This window comes from Arthrobacter sp. HY1533, assembly GCF_027568515.1.
Taxonomy (GTDB): Bacteria; Actinomycetota; Actinomycetes; order Actinomycetales; family Micrococcaceae; genus Specibacter.
This window is the reverse complement of the sequence record NZ_JANKZF010000003.1, coordinates 1-17,001: the sequence shown is the minus strand read 5'-3', so window position 1 is coordinate 17,001 and position 17,001 is coordinate 1. Positions and strand designations below refer to the sequence as shown.

18 protein-coding genes are annotated in these 17,001 nt (G+C 65.4%); 13 read left to right on the top strand and 5 right to left on the bottom strand.

Features of this window, described 5'->3' with window-relative positions:
• The first annotated feature begins 103 nt into the window (after positions 1 to 103).
• The 3 genes from prfA to PCK14_RS03400 all read left to right on the top strand — a co-directional run bounded on the left by prfA (position 104) and on the right by PCK14_RS03400 (position 3,041).
• Entirely contained in the window at positions 104 to 1,177 is a 1,074-nt protein-coding gene (gene prfA, locus PCK14_RS03410; protein ID WP_269937062.1) for a peptide chain release factor 1, read from the top strand.
• A gap of 34 nt (positions 1,178 to 1,211) precedes the next feature.
• A complete protein-coding gene (gene prmC, locus PCK14_RS03405; RefSeq protein ID WP_269937256.1) occupies positions 1,212 to 2,096 on the top strand; it encodes a peptide chain release factor N(5)-glutamine methyltransferase in 885 nt (294 codons plus the stop codon).
• Positions 2,097 to 2,180: 84 nt separating this feature from the next.
• Positions 2,181 to 3,041, top strand: coding sequence for an L-threonylcarbamoyladenylate synthase (locus PCK14_RS03400; protein ID WP_442864658.1), 861 nt, complete (start codon positions 2,181 to 2,183; stop codon positions 3,039 to 3,041).
• Between the two features lie 80 nt (positions 3,042 to 3,121).
• Here the strand turns inward: PCK14_RS03400 and PCK14_RS03395 are convergent, their stop codons facing one another.
• Both PCK14_RS03395 and PCK14_RS03390 read right to left on the bottom strand, forming a co-directional pair.
• The gene (locus tag PCK14_RS03395; RefSeq protein WP_269937060.1) at positions 3,122 to 3,523 is read right to left on the bottom strand and encodes a (R)-mandelonitrile lyase; all 402 of its coding nucleotides are present in this window, start codon (positions 3,521 to 3,523) and stop codon (positions 3,122 to 3,124) included.
• Positions 3,524 to 3,533: 10 nt separating this feature from the next.
• Positions 3,534 to 4,421: a helix-turn-helix transcriptional regulator gene (locus PCK14_RS03390; protein ID WP_269937059.1), complete on the bottom strand. Its 888-nt coding sequence runs from the start codon at positions 4,419 to 4,421 to the stop codon at positions 3,534 to 3,536.
• Positions 4,422 to 4,566: 145 nt separating this feature from the next.
• Here PCK14_RS03390 and PCK14_RS03385 point away from each other — a divergent pair, with 145 nt between their 5' ends.
• The gene (locus PCK14_RS03385; RefSeq protein WP_269937058.1) at positions 4,567 to 5,616 is read left to right on the top strand and encodes a zinc-dependent alcohol dehydrogenase family protein; all 1,050 of its coding nucleotides are present in this window, start codon (positions 4,567 to 4,569) and stop codon (positions 5,614 to 5,616) included.
• Here the strand turns inward: PCK14_RS03385 and PCK14_RS03380 are convergent.
• From PCK14_RS03380 to PCK14_RS03370, 3 genes are read right to left on the bottom strand one after another with little or no spacing between them, the layout of a single operon-like run.
• Positions 5,613 to 6,584, bottom strand: a complete 972-nt coding sequence (locus PCK14_RS03380; protein WP_269937057.1) for an NAD-dependent epimerase/dehydratase family protein — start codon at positions 6,582 to 6,584, stop codon at positions 5,613 to 5,615. The two genes, PCK14_RS03385 and PCK14_RS03380, sit on opposite strands and share 4 nt — an antisense overlap.
• Complete coding sequence (locus PCK14_RS03375) at positions 6,581 to 7,573, bottom strand: glycosyltransferase (protein ID WP_269937056.1); 993 nt, start codon at positions 7,571 to 7,573, stop codon at positions 6,581 to 6,583. The genes PCK14_RS03380 and PCK14_RS03375 overlap by 4 nt, the downstream gene beginning before the upstream one ends.
• Positions 7,570 to 8,469, bottom strand: a complete 900-nt coding sequence (locus tag PCK14_RS03370) for a glycosyltransferase (RefSeq protein ID WP_269937055.1) — start codon at positions 8,467 to 8,469, stop codon at positions 7,570 to 7,572. Before PCK14_RS03370 ends, PCK14_RS03375 begins: the two co-directional genes overlap by 4 nt.
• Positions 8,470 to 8,665: 196 nt before the next feature.
• Here PCK14_RS03370 and PCK14_RS03365 point away from each other — a divergent pair, with 196 nt between their 5' ends.
• From PCK14_RS03365 to atpA, 9 genes are all read left to right on the top strand, one after another.
• Positions 8,666 to 10,564: a nucleoside-diphosphate sugar epimerase/dehydratase gene (locus PCK14_RS03365; RefSeq protein ID WP_269937054.1), complete on the top strand. Its 1,899-nt coding sequence runs from the start codon at positions 8,666 to 8,668 to the stop codon at positions 10,562 to 10,564.
• On the top strand, positions 10,564 to 11,601 hold the full coding sequence (locus PCK14_RS03360; protein WP_269937053.1) for an MraY family glycosyltransferase: 1,038 nt from the start codon (positions 10,564 to 10,566) through the stop codon (positions 11,599 to 11,601). Before PCK14_RS03365 ends, PCK14_RS03360 begins: the two co-directional genes overlap by 1 nt.
• Before the next feature lie 117 nt (positions 11,602 to 11,718).
• Positions 11,719 to 12,261: a hypothetical protein gene (locus tag PCK14_RS03355; RefSeq protein ID WP_269937052.1), complete on the top strand. Its 543-nt coding sequence runs from the start codon at positions 11,719 to 11,721 to the stop codon at positions 12,259 to 12,261.
• Positions 12,251 to 12,505, top strand: a complete 255-nt coding sequence (locus PCK14_RS03350) for a hypothetical protein (protein ID WP_269937051.1) — start codon at positions 12,251 to 12,253, stop codon at positions 12,503 to 12,505. Before PCK14_RS03355 ends, PCK14_RS03350 begins: the two co-directional genes overlap by 11 nt.
• A 91-nt stretch (positions 12,506 to 12,596) precedes the next feature.
• Complete coding sequence (gene atpB, locus PCK14_RS03345) at positions 12,597 to 13,409, top strand: F0F1 ATP synthase subunit A (protein ID WP_269937050.1); 813 nt, start codon at positions 12,597 to 12,599, stop codon at positions 13,407 to 13,409.
• A 95-nt stretch (positions 13,410 to 13,504) separates the two neighbouring features.
• Positions 13,505 to 13,720, top strand: a complete 216-nt coding sequence (locus PCK14_RS03340) for a F0F1 ATP synthase subunit C (RefSeq protein WP_269937049.1) — start codon at positions 13,505 to 13,507, stop codon at positions 13,718 to 13,720.
• 76 nt (positions 13,721 to 13,796) lie between these two features.
• A complete protein-coding gene (locus PCK14_RS03335) occupies positions 13,797 to 14,351 on the top strand; it encodes a F0F1 ATP synthase subunit B (RefSeq protein ID WP_442864657.1) in 555 nt (184 codons plus the stop codon).
• Positions 14,351 to 15,166 (top strand): F0F1 ATP synthase subunit delta, encoded by an 816-nt coding sequence (locus PCK14_RS03330; protein ID WP_269937048.1) that lies wholly within the window; start codon positions 14,351 to 14,353, stop codon positions 15,164 to 15,166. The genes PCK14_RS03335 and PCK14_RS03330 overlap by 1 nt, the downstream gene beginning before the upstream one ends.
• A 114-nt stretch (positions 15,167 to 15,280) precedes the next feature.
• Positions 15,281 to 16,918, top strand: coding sequence for a F0F1 ATP synthase subunit alpha (gene atpA / locus PCK14_RS03325; protein WP_269937047.1), 1,638 nt, complete (start codon positions 15,281 to 15,283; stop codon positions 16,916 to 16,918).
• Positions 16,919 to 17,001: the final 83 nt, after the last annotated feature.

The window sequence follows — 17,001 nt, the reverse complement described above, 5'->3', positions numbered from 1 at the left end:
GTGCGGACCCGCCCTTTCGCGTTGTCCGGCGGCCGGCCCGCCGCCGGAGCCGCCGCCGGGCCAATTGTAATTAGACTTGACGTACGTCGAGAGAGGTTTTGAAATGTTTGAATCCATCCACGGTCTGCTTGATGAGCACGCCGAGCTGCAGATGCGCCTGAGCGAGCCCGAAGTGCACGCCGACCAGGCGCTGGCCCGCAAGCTGGGCCGCCGGTATGCGGAACTGAGCAACGTGGTTGAGGGCTACCACCAGGTTGAGTCCATCAGCGACGATCTGGAGGCCGCCCGCGAGATGGCTGCCGAGGATGCAGAATTTGCCGCCGAGGTCCCCGTCCTGGAGGAGGCGCTTGCCGCCGCCCAGGAGAAGCTGCGCCGCCTGCTCATCCCGCGCGACCCCGATGACGCACGCGATGTGATCCTTGAGGTCAAGGCCGGAGAAGGCGGCGACGAGGCAGCCCTGTTCGCTGCCGACCTGGTGCGCATGTACACCCGCTATGCTGACCAGCGCGGCTGGAAGACGGAAATCATCTCCGCCACCGAGTCCGACCTGGGCGGCTACAAGGACATTTCCATTGCCGTGAAGGGCCGTTCCAACGACCCCGCCGAGGGCGTGTTTGCCCGCCTGAAGTTCGAAGGCGGCGTGCACCGCGTGCAGCGTGTTCCTGCCACTGAAAGCCAGGGGCGCATCCACACCTCGGCCGCCGGTGTGCTGGTGCTGCCGGAAGTTGATGAGCCCGAGGAAGTGGACATCAACCAGAACGACCTCAAGATCGACGTGTACCGTTCCTCGGGCCCCGGCGGCCAGTCGGTCAATACTACCGACTCCGCCGTGCGCATCACCCACCTTCCCACGGGCATTGTGGTGGCCATGCAGAACGAGAAGTCGCAGCTGCAGAACCGTGAAGCCGGCATGCGCGTGCTGCGTGCCCGCATCCTGGCCCACCAGCAGGCCATTGTGGACGCGGAAAACTCCGCCGTGCGCAAGTCCCAGATCCGCACCATGGACCGCTCCGAGCGCATCCGCACCTACAACTACCCGGAAAACCGGATCGCGGACCACCGCACCGGCTACAAGGCCTACAACCTGGACGCCGTCATGAACGGCGACCTGGAACCCGTGGTGCAGTCGGCCATTGAGATGGACGAACAGGCCCGATTGGACGCCCTGGGTGACTAGTCCCCACTCGCCGGCCGGGGAAATCGCTGGCGCGATTTCCCCGGAACCTGGCGAGCGTGGCCCCAGCCTGGCCGATGCCGTTGCGGGAGCGACGGCGGCCCTTGCCGCCGCCGGCGTGCCCTCACCGGCGGTGGATGCGCAGCTGTTGGCGGCGCATCTGCTCGGTGTGAGCCGCGGGGAACTGGCCGCCATGCTATTTGGCACAGCTGTGGCACCCGCCGGCTACGACGCCCTGGTGGCGCGCCGTGCCGCGCGGGAACCCCTGCAGCACATCACGGGCGTGGCCTACTTCCGCCACCTTGAGCTGGCCGTGGGCAAGGGTGTTTTTGTGCCCAGACCCGAGACGGAATCGGTTGTCCAGCTGGCACTGGATGAATTAACCCGCTTGCGCCAGGAACGCGGTGATGCGGCTGAACTGCTGGCCGTGGACCTGGGCACGGGCTCCGGCGCCATTGCCGGTTCGCTGGCCACGGAATCGGCCGGAACACGGGTGTACGCCGTGGAACTAAGCGATGACGCCTACCCGTGGGCAGAGCGGAACCTTGCCGGCACCGGGGCCACCCTGGTGCAGGGCGACCTCCGCGACGCCTTCGCAGAGCTGGATGGGAGCGTGGACGTGGTGGTCTCCAACCCGCCGTACATTCCTGCTGCGGCCATTCCGCGAGACTTGGAAGTTCGGCTCCACGATCCGCACATGGCACTGTACGGCGGGGGAGCTGACGGCATGGAGCTGCCCACGGCGGCTGCCGCAACGGCCGCACGGCTGCTTCATTCCGGCGGCTTCTTTGTCATGGAGCACGCCGAGGTGCAGGCCGAGCAAATGGTGGCCATGATGCAGGCCTCCGGGAACTGGCGCGATGTCCGGGGCCATGTTGACCTGACGGGCCGGGACCGGGCCACCAGCGGCATCCGGCTCTAGGGTCCACGGAATTGTTGCGGTGAATCACTGTGAAAGTCGGCTGGCGTTCCACTCAGGGGGCGCCGTGATGAAAGAATGGTTGACGTGAGTACCACTTCCTATAACTGCACCAATGATGAGCAGCGCGCCGAGGGCCTGGCCCACGCGCAGAAGGCCATCGCCGGCAGGCAGGTCATTGTCATGCCAACGGACACCGTCTACGGCATTGCCGCCGACGCTTTCTCCCCGCAGGCCGTGGCCACGCTGCTGGCTGCCAAGGGCCGCGGCCGCAACATGCCCCCGCCCGTGCTGATCCCGCGGATCGGCACCATGGAGGGCCTCGCCGTGGACATTCCCGACGATGCCCGCAAGCTTGCCGAGAAGTACTGGCCGGGCCCGCTCACCTTGATCTTCCACTCCCAGCCCACCCTGACCTGGGACCTGGGGGAGACCAAGGGCACCGTGGCACTGCGCGTCCCCGACGACCAGCTGGCACTTGACCTGCTCACCATCACGGGCCCGCTGGCCGTCTCCAGTGCCAACCGCACGGGGCAGCCCGCCGCCCAGACGGCCTCCGAGGCACGCTCACAGCTGGCCGAATCGGTGGAGGTGTACCTGGAGGGCGGCTTCCGCCCGCTGGAGGGCACCGACCCCACTCCGTCCACGATTGTTGACGCCACGGGCCTGCGCCTGCGTGTGGTCCGCGAGGGCGCCATCAGCCTGGAGGAAATCAAGCGCATTGTCCCCAGCGCCCTGGGCGGCGACGCCGAGCCCGAGCTGTGGGAGCCGGCCAACCTGGTCAAGGATGCCCCGGCCGAAGACGAAGCGGAACCGGCGATTGACTTGGTCAAGTCGGATGCTGAAATCGCCGAAAGCAATGCTGACGCTGAGCCTGCAGCCGTCGCTGAGCCTGCGGAAGACACAGTGGAAGACGCCGAGCCGGCCGAAGGCGACGCCAAGCCCTAGCTCCCCGTGGAAGCACCGTGAACACGCACTTGTGGCCCCGAAATCATGATTTCGGGGCCACAAGTGCGTGTTCACGGTGGTTAAACGGGGTATTCACCCTCGGCCAGGTGCTCGCCCCACTCCGTTTCGGGGCCGTCCTGGCCCTCGGCGAGGGATTCCCACATGGCCAGGTGGACCATGAAGTCGGTGGGGCTTGCGCCGTGCCAGTGCCACTCGCCAGGGGGAGTGTGCACGGTGTCGCCCGGGTGCATCGTGATGAGCTCGCCGCCCCGGGCCTGGACATAGCCCACGCCGTCGGTGACGTGGAGGGTCTGGCCGTTGGCGTGCCGGTGCCAGGCGGTGTGTGCGCCGGGTGCGAACCGGACGGTGTTCACGCGCAGCCGCGAGGGGGCCTCGCCGGCAGCAATGACGTCGAAGTGGACGTCGCCTGTAAACATCTGCGCCGGTCCCTTGGTGGTGGGCGTCTTGGGCACTCGCTTCATGTGTTTCCTCCTATTCCGTGGGTGAGTTCTGGTGCGCCGGCGCGGCAGCGGCGGCCTGTGTGCTGGCCCAGCTGCCCAGCAGCTTCAGGGCATCCGCCGACGGGCTGCCGGCGGCTGCGGTGTAGACAATGAGCGTCAGGCCCGGGTCGGAGGGGAATTCCATGGCCTCAAAGTTCAGCTCAAGGTCGCCCACCACGGGGTGGTGCAGCTTCTTGGCCCCCGTGCGGTGGAAGCGCACATTGTGTGCGGCCCAACGACGGCGGAAGTCCTCGCTGCGCGTGGACAACTCGCCCGCCAGCTCTGCCAGGGCCTTGTCTTGGGGATTGCGCCCGGCTTCCTGGCGCAGCATGGCGGCGAGGTCGTCGGCGGCCCTGTCCCAGTCGCCGAAGAACGTCTTGGAGTCCGGGTCAAGGTAGACAAAGCGCGCCGTGTTGGGCGGCTGGCCCGGCGAGGCGAGGAGGGGGGAGTACAAGGCCCGTGCCATCTCATTGCCGGCCAGGAAGTCGTGCCGGGCGTTGCGGATCCAGGCGGGTATGCCGGGCATGGCGTCCAGGATCTCCTGCAGGTTGGCGCGCACCTTCAGCGGTGCAGGCCGGCGCCGGGCCGGGGCCTTGCCCGAGGATTTCTGCGCCAGGGCAAACAAGTGTCCGTGCTCCGCCTCGTCGAGCTGGAGTGCGCGGGCCACGGCCTCAAGCACACTCTCGGAGACCCCTGCAAGGTTGCCGCGCTCCATGCGCACGTAGTAGTCGATGCTGACCCCGGCCAACAGGGACACTTCCTCCCGGCGCAGCCCCTTGACCCGGCGGTTGCCGCCATAGGCAGGCAGTCCGGCTTGATCGGGTGTGAGCCGGGCGCGCCGGCTGGTCAGAAACTCCCGAATCTCAGTTTTGTGGTCCATGGTTTCAACAGTACGCCGGGCCGATCGGCGCAGGGAGGCACTGCCATTACCTGCAATGGCAGGCACTCCCACACAGCTGCAAAAGAAGCTTGACTGGGGGCAGGCCGGCGGAATGCGCCGGCACCAGCGTCAAGGAAGAAGTGCCATGCGAGCCACATTTATGTACGGAGCCGGCGACGTCCGGGTGGAAACCACTGCCGACCCCGTGCTGTTGAACCCAACGGACGCCATTGTGAGGGTGGTGAACTCCTGTATCTGCGGCAGCGACCTGCACCCCTACCACCACAGCCCTGCTGGCGGCACGGGATCCTCCATGGGGCATGAATTCATTGGCATCGTTGAGGAGATTGGCGCTGCAGTGCGGACCTTGGCCAAGGGTGACTTTGTCATTGCCCCTTTCGCGTGGTCCTGCGGGAATTGCGACTTCTGCCGCGAGGGTCTGCAAACCTCCTGCAGCAACGGCGGCTTCTGGAATTCGGGGGATGTTGCCGGCGGCCAGGCGGAGGCCGTGCGGGTGCCCCTCGCCGACGGAACCCTCGTCAAGGTGCCCGGCTACACGCCGTCGGGCGCTGACGACGCCCTGCTGCCGTCCCTGCTGACCCTCTCCGATGTGCTGGGCACGGGCCACCACGCCGCCCGCAGCGCCGGGGTCAACGCCCGAACAACAGTCACGGTGATTGGCGACGGCGCCGTGGGCCTCATGGCCGTGCTCAGCGCCAGGCGGCTGGGCGCGGAGCAGATCATCCTGATGGGCCGCCACGGGGACCGCACGGACCTGGGCCGTGAGTTCGGCGCCACCGATGTGGTGGCCGAGCGCGGCGCGGAGGGAATTGAAAGGGTCCGTGAACTCACCGGCGGCCAGGGCACCCACACTGTCCTGGAGGCCGTGGGCTACATGGAGGCCTATACGCAGGCCGTTGGCGTGGTGCGCCCTGGCGGCACGATCTCGCGCGTGGGTGTGCCGCAATATGAGGAGGCACCCGTGGGATTCGGCAGCCTGTTCGGCCACAACATCACGCTGACCGGCGGGCCGGCACCCGTGCGCGCCTACATCGAGGAATTCCTGCCCGAGGTGCTCAGCGGCAGCATCAACCCCGGCAAGGTGTTCGACCAAACCATCAGCCTGGAGGACGCGGCAGACGGCTACCGGGCCATGGACAGCCGCAGTGCCCTGAAGGTCCGCCTCCAGGCCTAAGCGGCGGTGCGGGCCTGCTCCAGGACGCGGGCCACGGCCGGAACCGGCACCAGGCCCTCCGCCTCGGCCCAGCCAGGAACTTGTTCCTGGCCAAACCACATGAGCTCCACGCGCCGCAGCGGACCGTGCAGCCTCTCGCCCAGCAGCGCGCCCGACACCGCGTAGCCCGCGGCAAGCACGGCGCGGCACAGCCACGCGGGCAGGGTGATGGGGGAGCGGCCGCCAGCCGCCGCGAGGACCTCGCGGACGGAGAGCCCCTCCCATGGCTGGAGCACGACGGCGGGAACCCCGCCTGGGTGCCTGCCCACCTCGGCGACAAACCAGGCCAGCGCGTCGATGGAGCTCACGGGTGTGGGGGCTGTGCCGGGGGCTGCCACGCTGGCCAGCGGCGAGCGGGCAATCTTGGCCAGCGACAGCGTGGTGGGGCGGCTGGGACCCTGCACGGAGGTGGCGCGGATGGTGGTGATGCCCAGCGGCCCGGCCGCAAGCAGCTCCAGGGCTTCCTCCCCGAGGGCCTTGGACCGTGAGTAGGCGGAAAACGGCTCGCGGCGGCTTGAGGCGTCGATGGTGCGCAACTGCCCCTGGACGGAGGCGCTGCTCAGGTGCACCAGGCGCCGGGCGCCGGCGTCCCGCGCCGCGGTGGCAATGACTGCCGGCAGGAGCGCATTGGCCCCCGTCTGCCCCGGCGATTCGCCGCCGCCGGGCGTGGCCAGGCCCGCGGCGTTGACCACAACGTCCACACCGCGGAACGTCTCGAGCAAGGCGGCCGCAGCGGCGGCTGCGCCGGCATTCGCGCCGGCGGCCTCGGCCACCACGTCCGCGGCAGCCGTGGCGCTGCTCTCGAGCCGCGGTGCCGTGACCTCAAGGACGTCCAGGCCGCGGCCGCGCAGCTCCGCAACCACGGCGCTGCCCACAAAGCCGGAGGCGCCAACCACGGCCCACCTCAGGCCAGGCGTTTCGCCGCTCATGCCGCGCCGCCGTCCCGGCCGGGGGCCAGGTCCAGGGCCGGCATGGGCTCAAAGTCCGTGGCGGCCATGATGCGCCGGGATTCCCGCCAGCCCGCCAGCAGCCGGCCGGCGCCCTTGGGTGACTTCTCCACGGCCAGCAGGCGCAGCACTTCCTTGGCCGCGGTCAAGACCGTGCCGAGGGCAAAACCAACGCGGTTGAAGCGGCCGTTGGCGCGCAGGTACTGTGCCACAAGGCCGCGGTTGCGCATGACGTAGTAGCGGCCAAGGTCCGAGGAGTCATTGAGGTGGCGGATGCCCAGGTCGATGCTGCGCTGGGCGCGCGCCTTGTGCAGCACAAACTCATTGACGTAAACCACGGGGCGGCGCAGCGAGATGAGCCAGCCGTACACGGTGTCGTCCCAGGTCAGGAAGAAGCGCGGGTCGGGCAGCCCAACCTCGGCAACGGCGTCGCGGTGCAGCAGCATGCCCTCAAAGCAGCCGGCGTTGGTGGCGAATTCATTGGAGTCCTTGAAAACGTCCCCGCGCACGGGCAGGGGGAAGCCAAGGAAGGAGCTGAAGTTGTTCTGCCAATAGAAGGGCTCGCCGGCGGCGTCGTAGCGGCGCCCCACCAGGGCGTCGTAGCGCTCCATCCACGGGCCAAAGGCGCCGATGGCCCCGGGAACGGCAGTGACGTCGTCGTCCATCAGCCACATCCACTGCGCACCCTCGGCCAGGGCACGCTCCACGCCGGCGGAGAAGCCGCCGGCACCGCCGGAGTTCTCGGCGAGCAGGTGGTGGACCAGGGGGATCGGCGCGGGAAGCGCCGCAAAGCGCGCCCGGGCCTCCTCTATGACGGATGCGGTGCCGTCAGTGCTGGCGTTGTTGACCACCACCACGCCGTGCGGGGCGGGGTCGAGGGCGGCAACCGAGGACAGCAGCTCGGCAAGGTAGTCAGCACGGTTGAACGTGGTGATGACAACGAAAAACTGCTCGCGGCGGCCCAGGCTCAAAACTTTTGGTCCTTCATGGGGCCGAACTTTGCCCCGCGCAGCCCGGCGCCGTACGTGCCGGCCCACTTGGCCAGGCCCTTGAGATCGCCCTTTTTGAGGAAGAACAGGGGGTATCCCACCGCGTCGGCCACGAAGGAGCGCACGCGGCGGTGCTTGCGGGTGAGGTGGCCGCGGTTGCGGTAATAGTAGAAGCGCTTGAAGGCAGTTTCCGGGACCAGCACGTGCAGGCGGTCGCCCAGGACCTGCTGGACCTCGCCCCAGCCCACCGGGTGGCTCAGTGCCACGGAGGTGACGGTGCCGAACTTCACCTTGGCCTCGCGCAGTCGCAGCATGAAGTCGGTTTCATCGCCGCGGATGAACAGGCGCAGATCGGGCAGGCCCACCTTGAAGAAGACGTCGCTGCGGATCAATGCGCCATTGAAGAACTGGCCCACGTTGTCAATGAAGCCCAGCGGCTCCACCACTGAACGCTCATGCGTGAGGTGGCCGTCAATGCGGAACGGGAAGGACAGCTTGGTGGGCTCGCCCGGGGCCACGATGATGGGCACCACCACGTCCAGGCCGCGCTCCTTCGCCGCTGCCAGCAGTGTGGCCAGGCATTCGGGGTCCTCGGGATGGGCGTCGTCGTCCATGATCCAGACCCACTGCGCACCCGAGGCAATGGCGTTCAGGATGGCCAGTGAGAACCCGCCGGCGCCGCCCAGGTTGGCCAGCGACCTCACATACGTGACCTCGGCCGGTGACTCCTCGGCAATGCTGCGCACGTCCTGTGTGCCCGAATCCACCAGGGCGATGGCGTGCGGCGTGTGGCTTTGCGCGGCCAGGGCCCCGAGCAGGGTGCGCACGTCCGAGGGCCTGTCAAAGGTGACGGCAGCGACGGCTACGGTATCGGTCAAGGGAGGGTCCTCTCGGGCGCCTGCCCGCGGCGGTTGCGCGGCATGCGGCACGGCTAAACAGTGGGTAATCGCCCAAAGGGATTACTATTCTTGTGTAGCCTCCACTTTAGTACAGCCGCCATCATGGGCCGCCGCTGTGCCGTGGAACAAGGCCTCAGCAACCTAGCAACCGGCAGAATACGGAACCAGAGTCGCATTGAATACCTCCAGCAAGCAGGCAGCCGGAATCCCCGCAGCGGGCCAGGGATCCGGCCCTTCCGGGGACGGCGAGCGGAAGCCCCGGCTCTGGCTCTGGTCACAGGCCCTGCTCGACTCCCTTGCCTGGGCCGTGGCGCTCTTTTTGGCAGTGCTGCTGCGCTATGAACTCGACATTGGCCTGATCAACTTTGTTGGCCTGGCGGGCCTGATCGCCGTGGCCGTTGCCACACAGCTCATTGCCGGCTGGTACATGGCCCTGTACCGGGGCCGCTACACCTTTGGCAGCATCCACGAGGCCAGGGTCCTGGTCGCCGTGACGCTCATTGTCGCCGTGGTCACCAGCGTCTTCCTGTCGGTGCTCATCAACGAACTCCACATTGCCCGCTCCGTGGCCGTCATCGCCTTCCCCTTCGCGGCCCTGCTCATGGCCGCCGTGCGCTACGCCAAGCGACTGTACGTCGAGGGCAAGCCGATCTTCGGCGAGGAGGCCCAGCGGACCCTTGTCTACGGCGCCGGCTTCCTGGGCAACTCGCTTGTCACCCGCATGGTCCAGGACCCCGAGTCCCCGTACGTCCCCGTGGGCCTGATCGACGACGACCCCACCAAGAAGCACCTGCGCCTGAGCTCGGTGGGCGTGCTGGGCATTGGCGACGAACTGCCCGAGATCATCAAGCGCACCAAGTCCACGGTGGTGGTCCTGGCCATTGCCCACCTGGACTCGCGGGCCATCCGCCGGATTTCGGACCGCGTCTCCGGGCTGGGCGTGAAGGTGCTGGTCCTGCCGCCGTTGCAGGAGATGCTCAGCCCCGACACCAACAAAGACAGCAAGGGCGGGCTGACGGACTTCCGCGAAATTGATGTCGCCGACCTCATTGGCCGATCGCCCGTGGAGACCGAGGTGGAGCAGATTGCCGGCTACATCCGGGGCAAGCGCGTCCTGGTGACAGGTGCCGGCGGCTCGATCGGCTCCGAGCTGTGCCGCCAGCTGCACGGCTTTGACCCGGCCGAGCTGATCATGCTGGACAGGGACGAATCCGGGCTCCAGCACACGCAGCTGTCCATCTGGGGCCACGGCCTGCTGGACAACAACAACATTGTGCTCGCCGACATCCGCGACGCCGATTCGCTCAACGAAATCTTCGCCAAGCGCCGTCCCGAGGTGGTTTTCCACGCAGCGGCCCTCAAGCACGCACCGCTGTTGCAGATGTACCCGGAGGAGGGCTGGAAGACCAACGTGCTGGGCTCCCTGAACGTCTTGGCCGCGGCCCGCAGCGTTGACGTTGAAACTTATGTGAACATCTCCACCGACAAGGCCGCCAGCCCCACCACGGCCCTGGGCCACTCCAAGCGCGCCGCCGAGAAGCTCACGGCCTGGATGGCGGGGGAGACGGGCAAGCGCTACGTCTCCGTCCGCTTCGGCAACGTGATCGGCAGCCGCGGTTCAATGCTGCCGCTGTTCACCGACCAGATCAACAACGGCGGCCCCGTCACCGTCACCCACCCCGACGTGACGCGCTTCTTCATGACCATCCCCGAGGCCTGCCAGCTTGTCATCCAGGCCGGCGCCATTGGCCACGGCGGCGACGTGCTGATCCTGGACATGGGCGAGCCCGTGCGCATCATGGACGTGGCCGAGCGCATGATTGCCATGTCCGGGCGGAACATCAAGATTGAGATCACGGGCCTGCGCCCCTCGGAGAAGCTGCACGAACAGCTCACGGGCGACGACGAAATCAAGGACCCGGACGGCCACCCCAAGATTTCCCACACGCAGGCCCGCCCCCTGGATCCGGCGGACCTGGACCTGGAACTGTGGCTGCAGCACACGCGCGACGAGGCGGGGCCGGGCGTGCCCAGCATCGACGAGTCCGACGGCGACGTTGCGGCGGGTGCCTGATGGAGACCTGGGCACAAATCACAGTGGGCGCCGTGGCGCTTGTCCTGGCGCTCGTGCTGCCGTTCGCGGCGCGGCCCCTGTTGGCGCGCGCCGGGGTGCTTGACGTCCCCAACGCCCGTTCATCGCACTCCGTGCCCACCATCCGCGGCATGGGCATCACCACCGCGGTCGCCCTGGCCGCAGCCGTGCTGACAGCCGTCTTCATGCCACAGACCGGTGCCGGGAACGGGGCGCAGTTGACGCTCACGGTGATTCTCGCCGTCGTGCTTGCCGCCGCCGCCATTGGCTGGGTCGAGGACATCAAGGGGCTCTCCGTGAAGGTCCGCGCAGGGCTGCAGCTGGGCGTTGGCGGCCTGGCAACGGCGGCGGTGGCCGTGATCGACCCGGGCAGGCAGCAACTGTGGCTCATCCCTGCCGGGGCCCTCGCGGTGGCCGCGTACATCAACGTCACGAACTTCATGGACGGCATCAACGGCATTTCCGGCTCGCACGGCCTGCTCGTGGGCGGCTTCTATGCCTACGCCGGGCACCTCACGGGGCATTCCTGGCTGGTCTATGCGGGCATTGCCATCGCCTTGGCGTTCGCCGGCTTCCTGCCGTGGAACCTGAGCCGCAACAAGGTGTTCCTGGGCGATGTGGGCAGCTACCTGCTCGGTGCCGCCATTTCCGTGACAGCCATGTGCGCCTTCCTTGCCGGCGTCCCGGTGGAATACATTTTCTCCCCCGTGCTGATCTACCTCACGGACACCTTTGTGACGTTCCTGCGCAGGCTGCTGGCCGGTGAGCGCTGGTACGTGGCGCACCGCCAGCATGTGTACCAGCGGCTGACAATCGTGGGCCTGGGCCACGTCCAGGCCACCGCCGTGGTGGCCGGGGCCACCATCCTGGTAAGCGTGCTGGGCATCATCGCCGCCCAAGGCGGGGAGGTGGCGCAGATTGCCGCCACCGCCGCCGGTTTTGCCGTGGTGCTGTGCTACCTGCGCACGCCAACGCTTTTCCAGAAACTGCTGCGCCGGCGGGCTGCGAAGGCTGTGTGACGCCATGGCGGGCACCCGGCGTGCGGCATCAGTTCTATCTCATGTAGAATTGGCATCGGTGACATTCACCCGCCTCTTGCCCCGCCGTGGGCACCCGCCCCAGACGACGGAGCTCCCATGAAGGACAAAAGCGCCCACTACAGCGCTGCGCAGGCGCCTTTTGCGGCCTCGGGTCCCACTGCGAGCCCCAGCTGGAACATCCTGAAAAAGTGCCTGCTGGTGGACGGCATTGCCGTTGCCGTCATGGTCCTGCTGGCCTTCATCTTCACCGATGCGGACGGAGTGGCCAGCGTGCTGTTTGGCTCGCTGTTGGTCATCTCCTTCTTTGGCCTGAGCCTGCTGGTGGGCCACCTGTTCAGCAGGAAAATGCCCCAGGCCGTCATGGGCATCTTTGTCATGACGTACTTTGTGAAGGTTGTGGGGTTTGCCGCGGTGCTTTTCGCCATGGGAACCCCCGGCTGGCTCAACAAGCCCTGGTTTGCAGGTGCCGCAGTGGCCTGCGTGCTGCTGTGGCAGGCCACCGAGGTGGTCATCTTCAGCAAGCAGCGCTTCCTGATTTTCGATGAGTCGGCGGTGCCGGCGCAGGCCCCGGCCAGCCCCGCAGGCGAGGCCGGCAACGGCAGCACCAGCGACACAAAGGACGGTTCCCATGACGCATAAGGACCCCGACGGCACAGAACCCCGCCATGTGGTTGTTCCACCGGCGCAGAACGCCGGAAAGCTGGATTACACCTACATTATTGGCGGAATCCTTCTCTGGGGTTTGATAGGGTGGGGACTGGACTTTTTATTGCACACTGCTTGGATTGTGTTCGCTGCCATACCCGTTGGGGCGGTCTGCGGATACTACCTGGCCCGGCATTATCAAAGGCATGGCCGCCCAGATAATGGCAAACAGCAATGAATCCCACCATCAGACTCTTTCACGTAGCTGACCGTCTCGCGATGGCCCAGCACACTTGCCCTATGACCGAAACTGCAGAGAGGACAGCGCGTTGACCGCGTTTGCGCTTCCGATGGCCTCGAATGACGGTGGCTTCGTTCCACCGACGATTAGTGACACCCACCTCCCAGACATCCTTCCCTGGATGGCCGAATACGGCACTGGGCTCGGCAAGCAGATGATCATGGTCATCTTGTCGGTGGTCTTGATCACTGTTTTCTTTAAAGTTGCGATCCGTAACCCGAAACTGGTTCCGGGCCGGCTCCAGTTCTTCGCCGAAGGCTTCTACAGCTTCGCGCGCAACACTGTGGGCCGCGACATCATGGGTGAGAAGAACTTCCGCCCCTGGGTGCCGCTGCTCTTCTCCGTGTTCCTGTTTGTGCTGCTGAACAACATCTTCGGCGCAATCCCGCTGCTGCAGCTGCCCTCGTTCTCACACGCAGGCAGTGCCTATGCAATCGCCCTCATCATCTACTTCACGTGGATCGGTGTTGGCGTGCAGAAGCACGGCATCCGCTACTTCAAGCTGGCAGTTGTTCCCTCCGGTGTTCCCGGCTGGATCATGCCGCTGATGGTGCCCTTGGAAATCATTTCCAACTTCATTGTCCGCCCGCTGACGCACTCCCTGCGTTTGATGGCGACAATGCTGGCCGGCCACATGATTGTGGCACTGGCAGGCAGCGGCGCGCAGTACCTGATCGTCGTCCAGGACAGCATCCTGCTCAACGCCACAGGCGTTGCAGTGATCGCGGGCTCAGTTGCCATGTACTTCCTGGAACTTCTGATCATGGTCCTGCAGGCGTTTGTGTTCACGCTGCTGACCGCGATCTACATCCAGGGCAGCCTGGAAGCTGACGCACACTAAGACGTTTTCCCTCCCGGGTTCACCCCCACAAGCTTTCCCCTAAAGAATCACCTCACAACCTGCCGGCACAACGCCGGTATCTTGAAAGGAACGAAATGGAACTCCACGGCTCGCTCAACATGATTGGCTACGGCCTGGCAGCAATTGGCTCGGCTATTGGTGTGGGCATGATCTTCGCCGCATACATCAACGGTGTGGCCCGCCAGCCCGAAGCACAGCGCATCCTGCAGCCCATCGCACTGCTTGGCTTCGCCCTTGCAGAAGCACTGGCCATCTTGGGCCTGGTCTTCGCCTTCGTCATCGGCGCTTAGTCCTTTTGAACCCCCTGGCCCCTTTGCGGGGGCCGCAGTGTTCATGGACAAATATCAGATTAAGGATTAGTGAGAAATGATTACCGCAGAAGTAATCCTCGCTGCTAGTGAGGGTGCAAACCCGCTTGTTCCCAATGTTTGGGAAATACTAGTTACTGCTGTGTCCTTCGCTGTCCTGCTCTTCGTGGTGAAGAAATTCATCGCACCGACCTTCGAGAAGTCCTACACCGACCGTGTAGAGGCCATCGAAGGTGGGCTCGAGAAGGCAGAAGAGGCGCAGGCAGAAGCCAACGCCCTCCTGGAGCAGTACAAGGCCCAGCTGATGGACGCACGCACGGAGGCCAACACCATCCGTGAGACCGCCCGTGCAGAAGGCGCCCAGATCCTGGCTGACCTGAAGGCGAAGGCTGCAGAGGAATCTGCACGCATCACCGCACAGGCACAGGTCACGATCGAATCCGAGCGTGTTGCCGCAGTGAACTCCCTCCGCAGCGAGGTTGGCACCTTGGCAACGTCGCTTGCCGGCAAGATCGTCGGCGAAGCACTCGAAGACGATGCGCGTTCCAACCGCGTCGTTGAGCGCTTCCTGGCTGATCTGGAAAACCAGACGAACGCGGGTGCATCGAAGTAATGGCAGGTGTATCGAGCAAGTCATTGGCAGCGGCCCTGGAGTCGTTGGAACCCCAGCTTGCCACTGCGTCGATCGCACTGGCCCAGGACCTCTTTGGCATCTTGGAGCTCCTGGACAGCAACGCCGGCCTGCGCCGCGCACTGACTGATCCCACCCGCCAGGGTGCGGACAAGGCAGCACTGGCCACCAAGCTGGTCTCGGGCAAGGTCGGCGCCCAGGCGCAGGCCGTCTTCCTGGACCTGGTTGCCTCACGATGGAGCTCGGCACGTGACCTGGGCGATGCACTCGAAGTCCTGGCAGCAACATCGGCGATCGCAGTTGCTGAAGGTCAAGGTGGCGGTTCTGCCAACCTGGACAAGCTTGAAGAGGAACTCTTCTCGTTTATCCGTGTTGTTGGGTCCAGTCATGATCTGCAGCGCGCATTTGACGATGCACAGGCCTCGGATGCAGCCAAGGGCGCCCTGGCGCGCAAGGTTGTCCCGGAAGCCGGCGACGTCGCCGCGCTGTTGATCCACCAGGCCGTGACTGCCCCCCGCGGGCTCAAGCCAACGGCCCTGGTGCAACGTTTCGTGGAATTGGTTGCCAAGCGCCAGCAGCGCTGGATTGCCTCCGTCAGTGTCACCCGTGACCTGAGCGAAGAGCAGCTCGCCCGCCTGCAGGCCGGCTTGAACAACCTCTATGGCCGCGACTTGAAGATCAATGTCACGATCGATCCGACATTGGTCGGCGGAATCAAGGTTGTTGTGGGATCTGAGGTTGTTGACGCAACCGCAGCAACCCGCATTGCCGAACTTCGCCGCCGGTTGGCAGTGTAGGGACTCTTAGTTCCACACCCGCCAGTCCACAACAGACTGAATCAAACACTTAGGGTGCCGCCTACCACTTGTATTAGCGGCGGCAGCCACAACTTAGGAGAGCAGGGACTGCAGATGGCCGACTTGACCATCAATGCCGACGACGTCCGGAATGCCTTGAATGAGTTCGCAGCGTCCTATGAACCGGGCAACGCAGAGCGCGTCGAGGTTGGCCGCGTCACCACGGCTAGTGACGGCATTGCCAAGGTGGAGGGTCTTCCCTCCGTCATGGCCAACGAGCTTCTTCGTTTCGAAGATGGCACACTGGGCCTGGCCCAGAACTTGGACACTCGCGAGATCGGTGTTGTTGTCCTTGGCGACTTCGCCGGCATCGCCGAGGGCCAGCAGGTTCACCGCACCGGGGAGATCCTCTCCGTGCCGGTGGGCGACAACTTCCTGGGCCGCGTGGTTGACCCCCTGGGCCAGCCCATGGACGACCTGGGCGAGATTGAATCCGAAGGCCGCCGCGCCCTCGAACTTCAGGCTCCTGGCGTTACCGAGCGCAAGTCGGTTCACGAACCGCTGCAGACCGGTATGAAGGCCATTGACGCCATGATCCCGATCGGCCGTGGCCAGCGCCAGCTGATCATTGGTGACCGCCAGACCGGCAAGACGGCCCTGGCCGTTGACGCCATCATCAACCAGAAGGCCAACTGGGCTTCAGGGGATGTCAAGAAGCAGGTTCGCTGCGTTTACGTTGCAATCGGCCAGAAGGCATCCACCATCGCTGCTGTCCGCCAGACCCTGGCTGACAACGGTGCCTTGGAATACACCACGATCATTGCCTCCCCGGCATCTGACCCGGCTGGTTTCAAGTACCTGGCTCCCTACACCGGTTCGGCCATCGGCCAGCACTGGATGTACGCCGGCAAGCACGTCCTGATCGTGTTTGATGACCTCTCCAAGCAGGCTGAAGCCTACCGCGCCGTCTCGCTGCTGCTGCGCCGCCCGCCGGGCCGCGAGGCATACCCGGGTGACGTGTTCTACCTGCACTCCCGCCTGCTGGAACGCTGTGCAAAGCTCTCCGACGAGCTCGGCGCAGGTTCAATGACCGGCCTGCCGATCATTGAAACCAAGGCAAACGACGTCTCGGCCTACATCCCGACCAACGTCATTTCCATCACCGATGGCCAGATCTTCCTGCAGTCGGACCTCTTCAACGCCAACCAGCGTCCCGCTGTTGACGTGGGTGTCTCTGTGTCCCGCGTTGGCGGTGCCGCACAGGTCAAGGCCATGAAGAAGGTTTCCGGTACGTTGAAGCTGGAATTGGCCCAGTACCGCGACATGCAGGCATTTGCCATGTTTGCCTCGGACCTGGATGCCGCTTCCAAGCAGCAGCTGACCCGTGGCGCCCGCCTGATGGAACTGCTCAAGCAGGGCCAGTACGCACCGTTCCCGGTCGAAAACCAGGTTGTTTCAATCTGGATGGGCACCAACGGCTACCTGGACAACGTCCCGGTGGAAGATGTGCGCCGCTTCGAGACCGAGTTCCTGGAGCACCTGCGCCTGCGCACCTCGGTCCTGACCACCTTGGCTCAGACCAACCTGCTCGAAGACTCAACGGTTGAAGCACTCAAGTCCAACATTGTTGACTTCAAGAAGGGCTTCTTCGGGGATGGCGACGACAAGCTTGTCGGCGCCGGCCACGAAGAGTTCGATGCGCTTGCCGCCGAGGACGTCGACCAGGAAAAGATCGTTAAGCAGAAACGCTGACACCATCCCTGATGCGGGTTGTTGGGGCCCGGTGGGGGGCCAAAACCCCCCAAACAGAAGGAAAAAACAAAAAAAAGGTGACC

Bases quoted from the DNA above. Each gene is read 5' to 3' on its own strand.
- PCK14_RS03330 (WP_269937048.1), top strand. From the start codon at position 14,351: ATGGCAGGTGTATCGAGCAAGTCATTGGCAGCGGCCCTGGAGTCGTTG.
- PCK14_RS03390 (WP_269937059.1), bottom strand. From the start codon at position 4,421: ATGGACCACAAAACTGAGATTCGGGAGTTTCTGACCAGCCGGCGCGCC.
- PCK14_RS03335 (WP_442864657.1), top strand. From the start codon at position 13,797: ATGATTACCGCAGAAGTAATCCTCGCTGCTAGTGAGGGTGCAAACCCG.
- PCK14_RS03350 (WP_269937051.1), top strand. From the start codon at position 12,251: ATGACGCATAAGGACCCCGACGGCACAGAACCCCGCCATGTGGTTGTT.
- PCK14_RS03380 (WP_269937057.1), bottom strand. From the start codon at position 6,584: ATGAGCGGCGAAACGCCTGGCCTGAGGTGGGCCGTGGTTGGCGCCTCC.
- PCK14_RS03385 (WP_269937058.1), top strand. From the start codon at position 4,567: ATGCGAGCCACATTTATGTACGGAGCCGGCGACGTCCGGGTGGAAACC.
- PCK14_RS03395 (WP_269937060.1), bottom strand. From the start codon at position 3,523: ATGAAGCGAGTGCCCAAGACGCCCACCACCAAGGGACCGGCGCAGATG.
- atpA (WP_269937047.1), top strand. From the start codon at position 15,281: ATGGCCGACTTGACCATCAATGCCGACGACGTCCGGAATGCCTTGAAT.
- prfA (WP_269937062.1), top strand. From the start codon at position 104: ATGTTTGAATCCATCCACGGTCTGCTTGATGAGCACGCCGAGCTGCAG.
- PCK14_RS03340 (WP_269937049.1), top strand. From the start codon at position 13,505: ATGGAACTCCACGGCTCGCTCAACATGATTGGCTACGGCCTGGCAGCA.
- PCK14_RS03360 (WP_269937053.1), top strand. From the start codon at position 10,564: ATGGAGACCTGGGCACAAATCACAGTGGGCGCCGTGGCGCTTGTCCTG.
- PCK14_RS03355 (WP_269937052.1), top strand. From the start codon at position 11,719: ATGAAGGACAAAAGCGCCCACTACAGCGCTGCGCAGGCGCCTTTTGCG.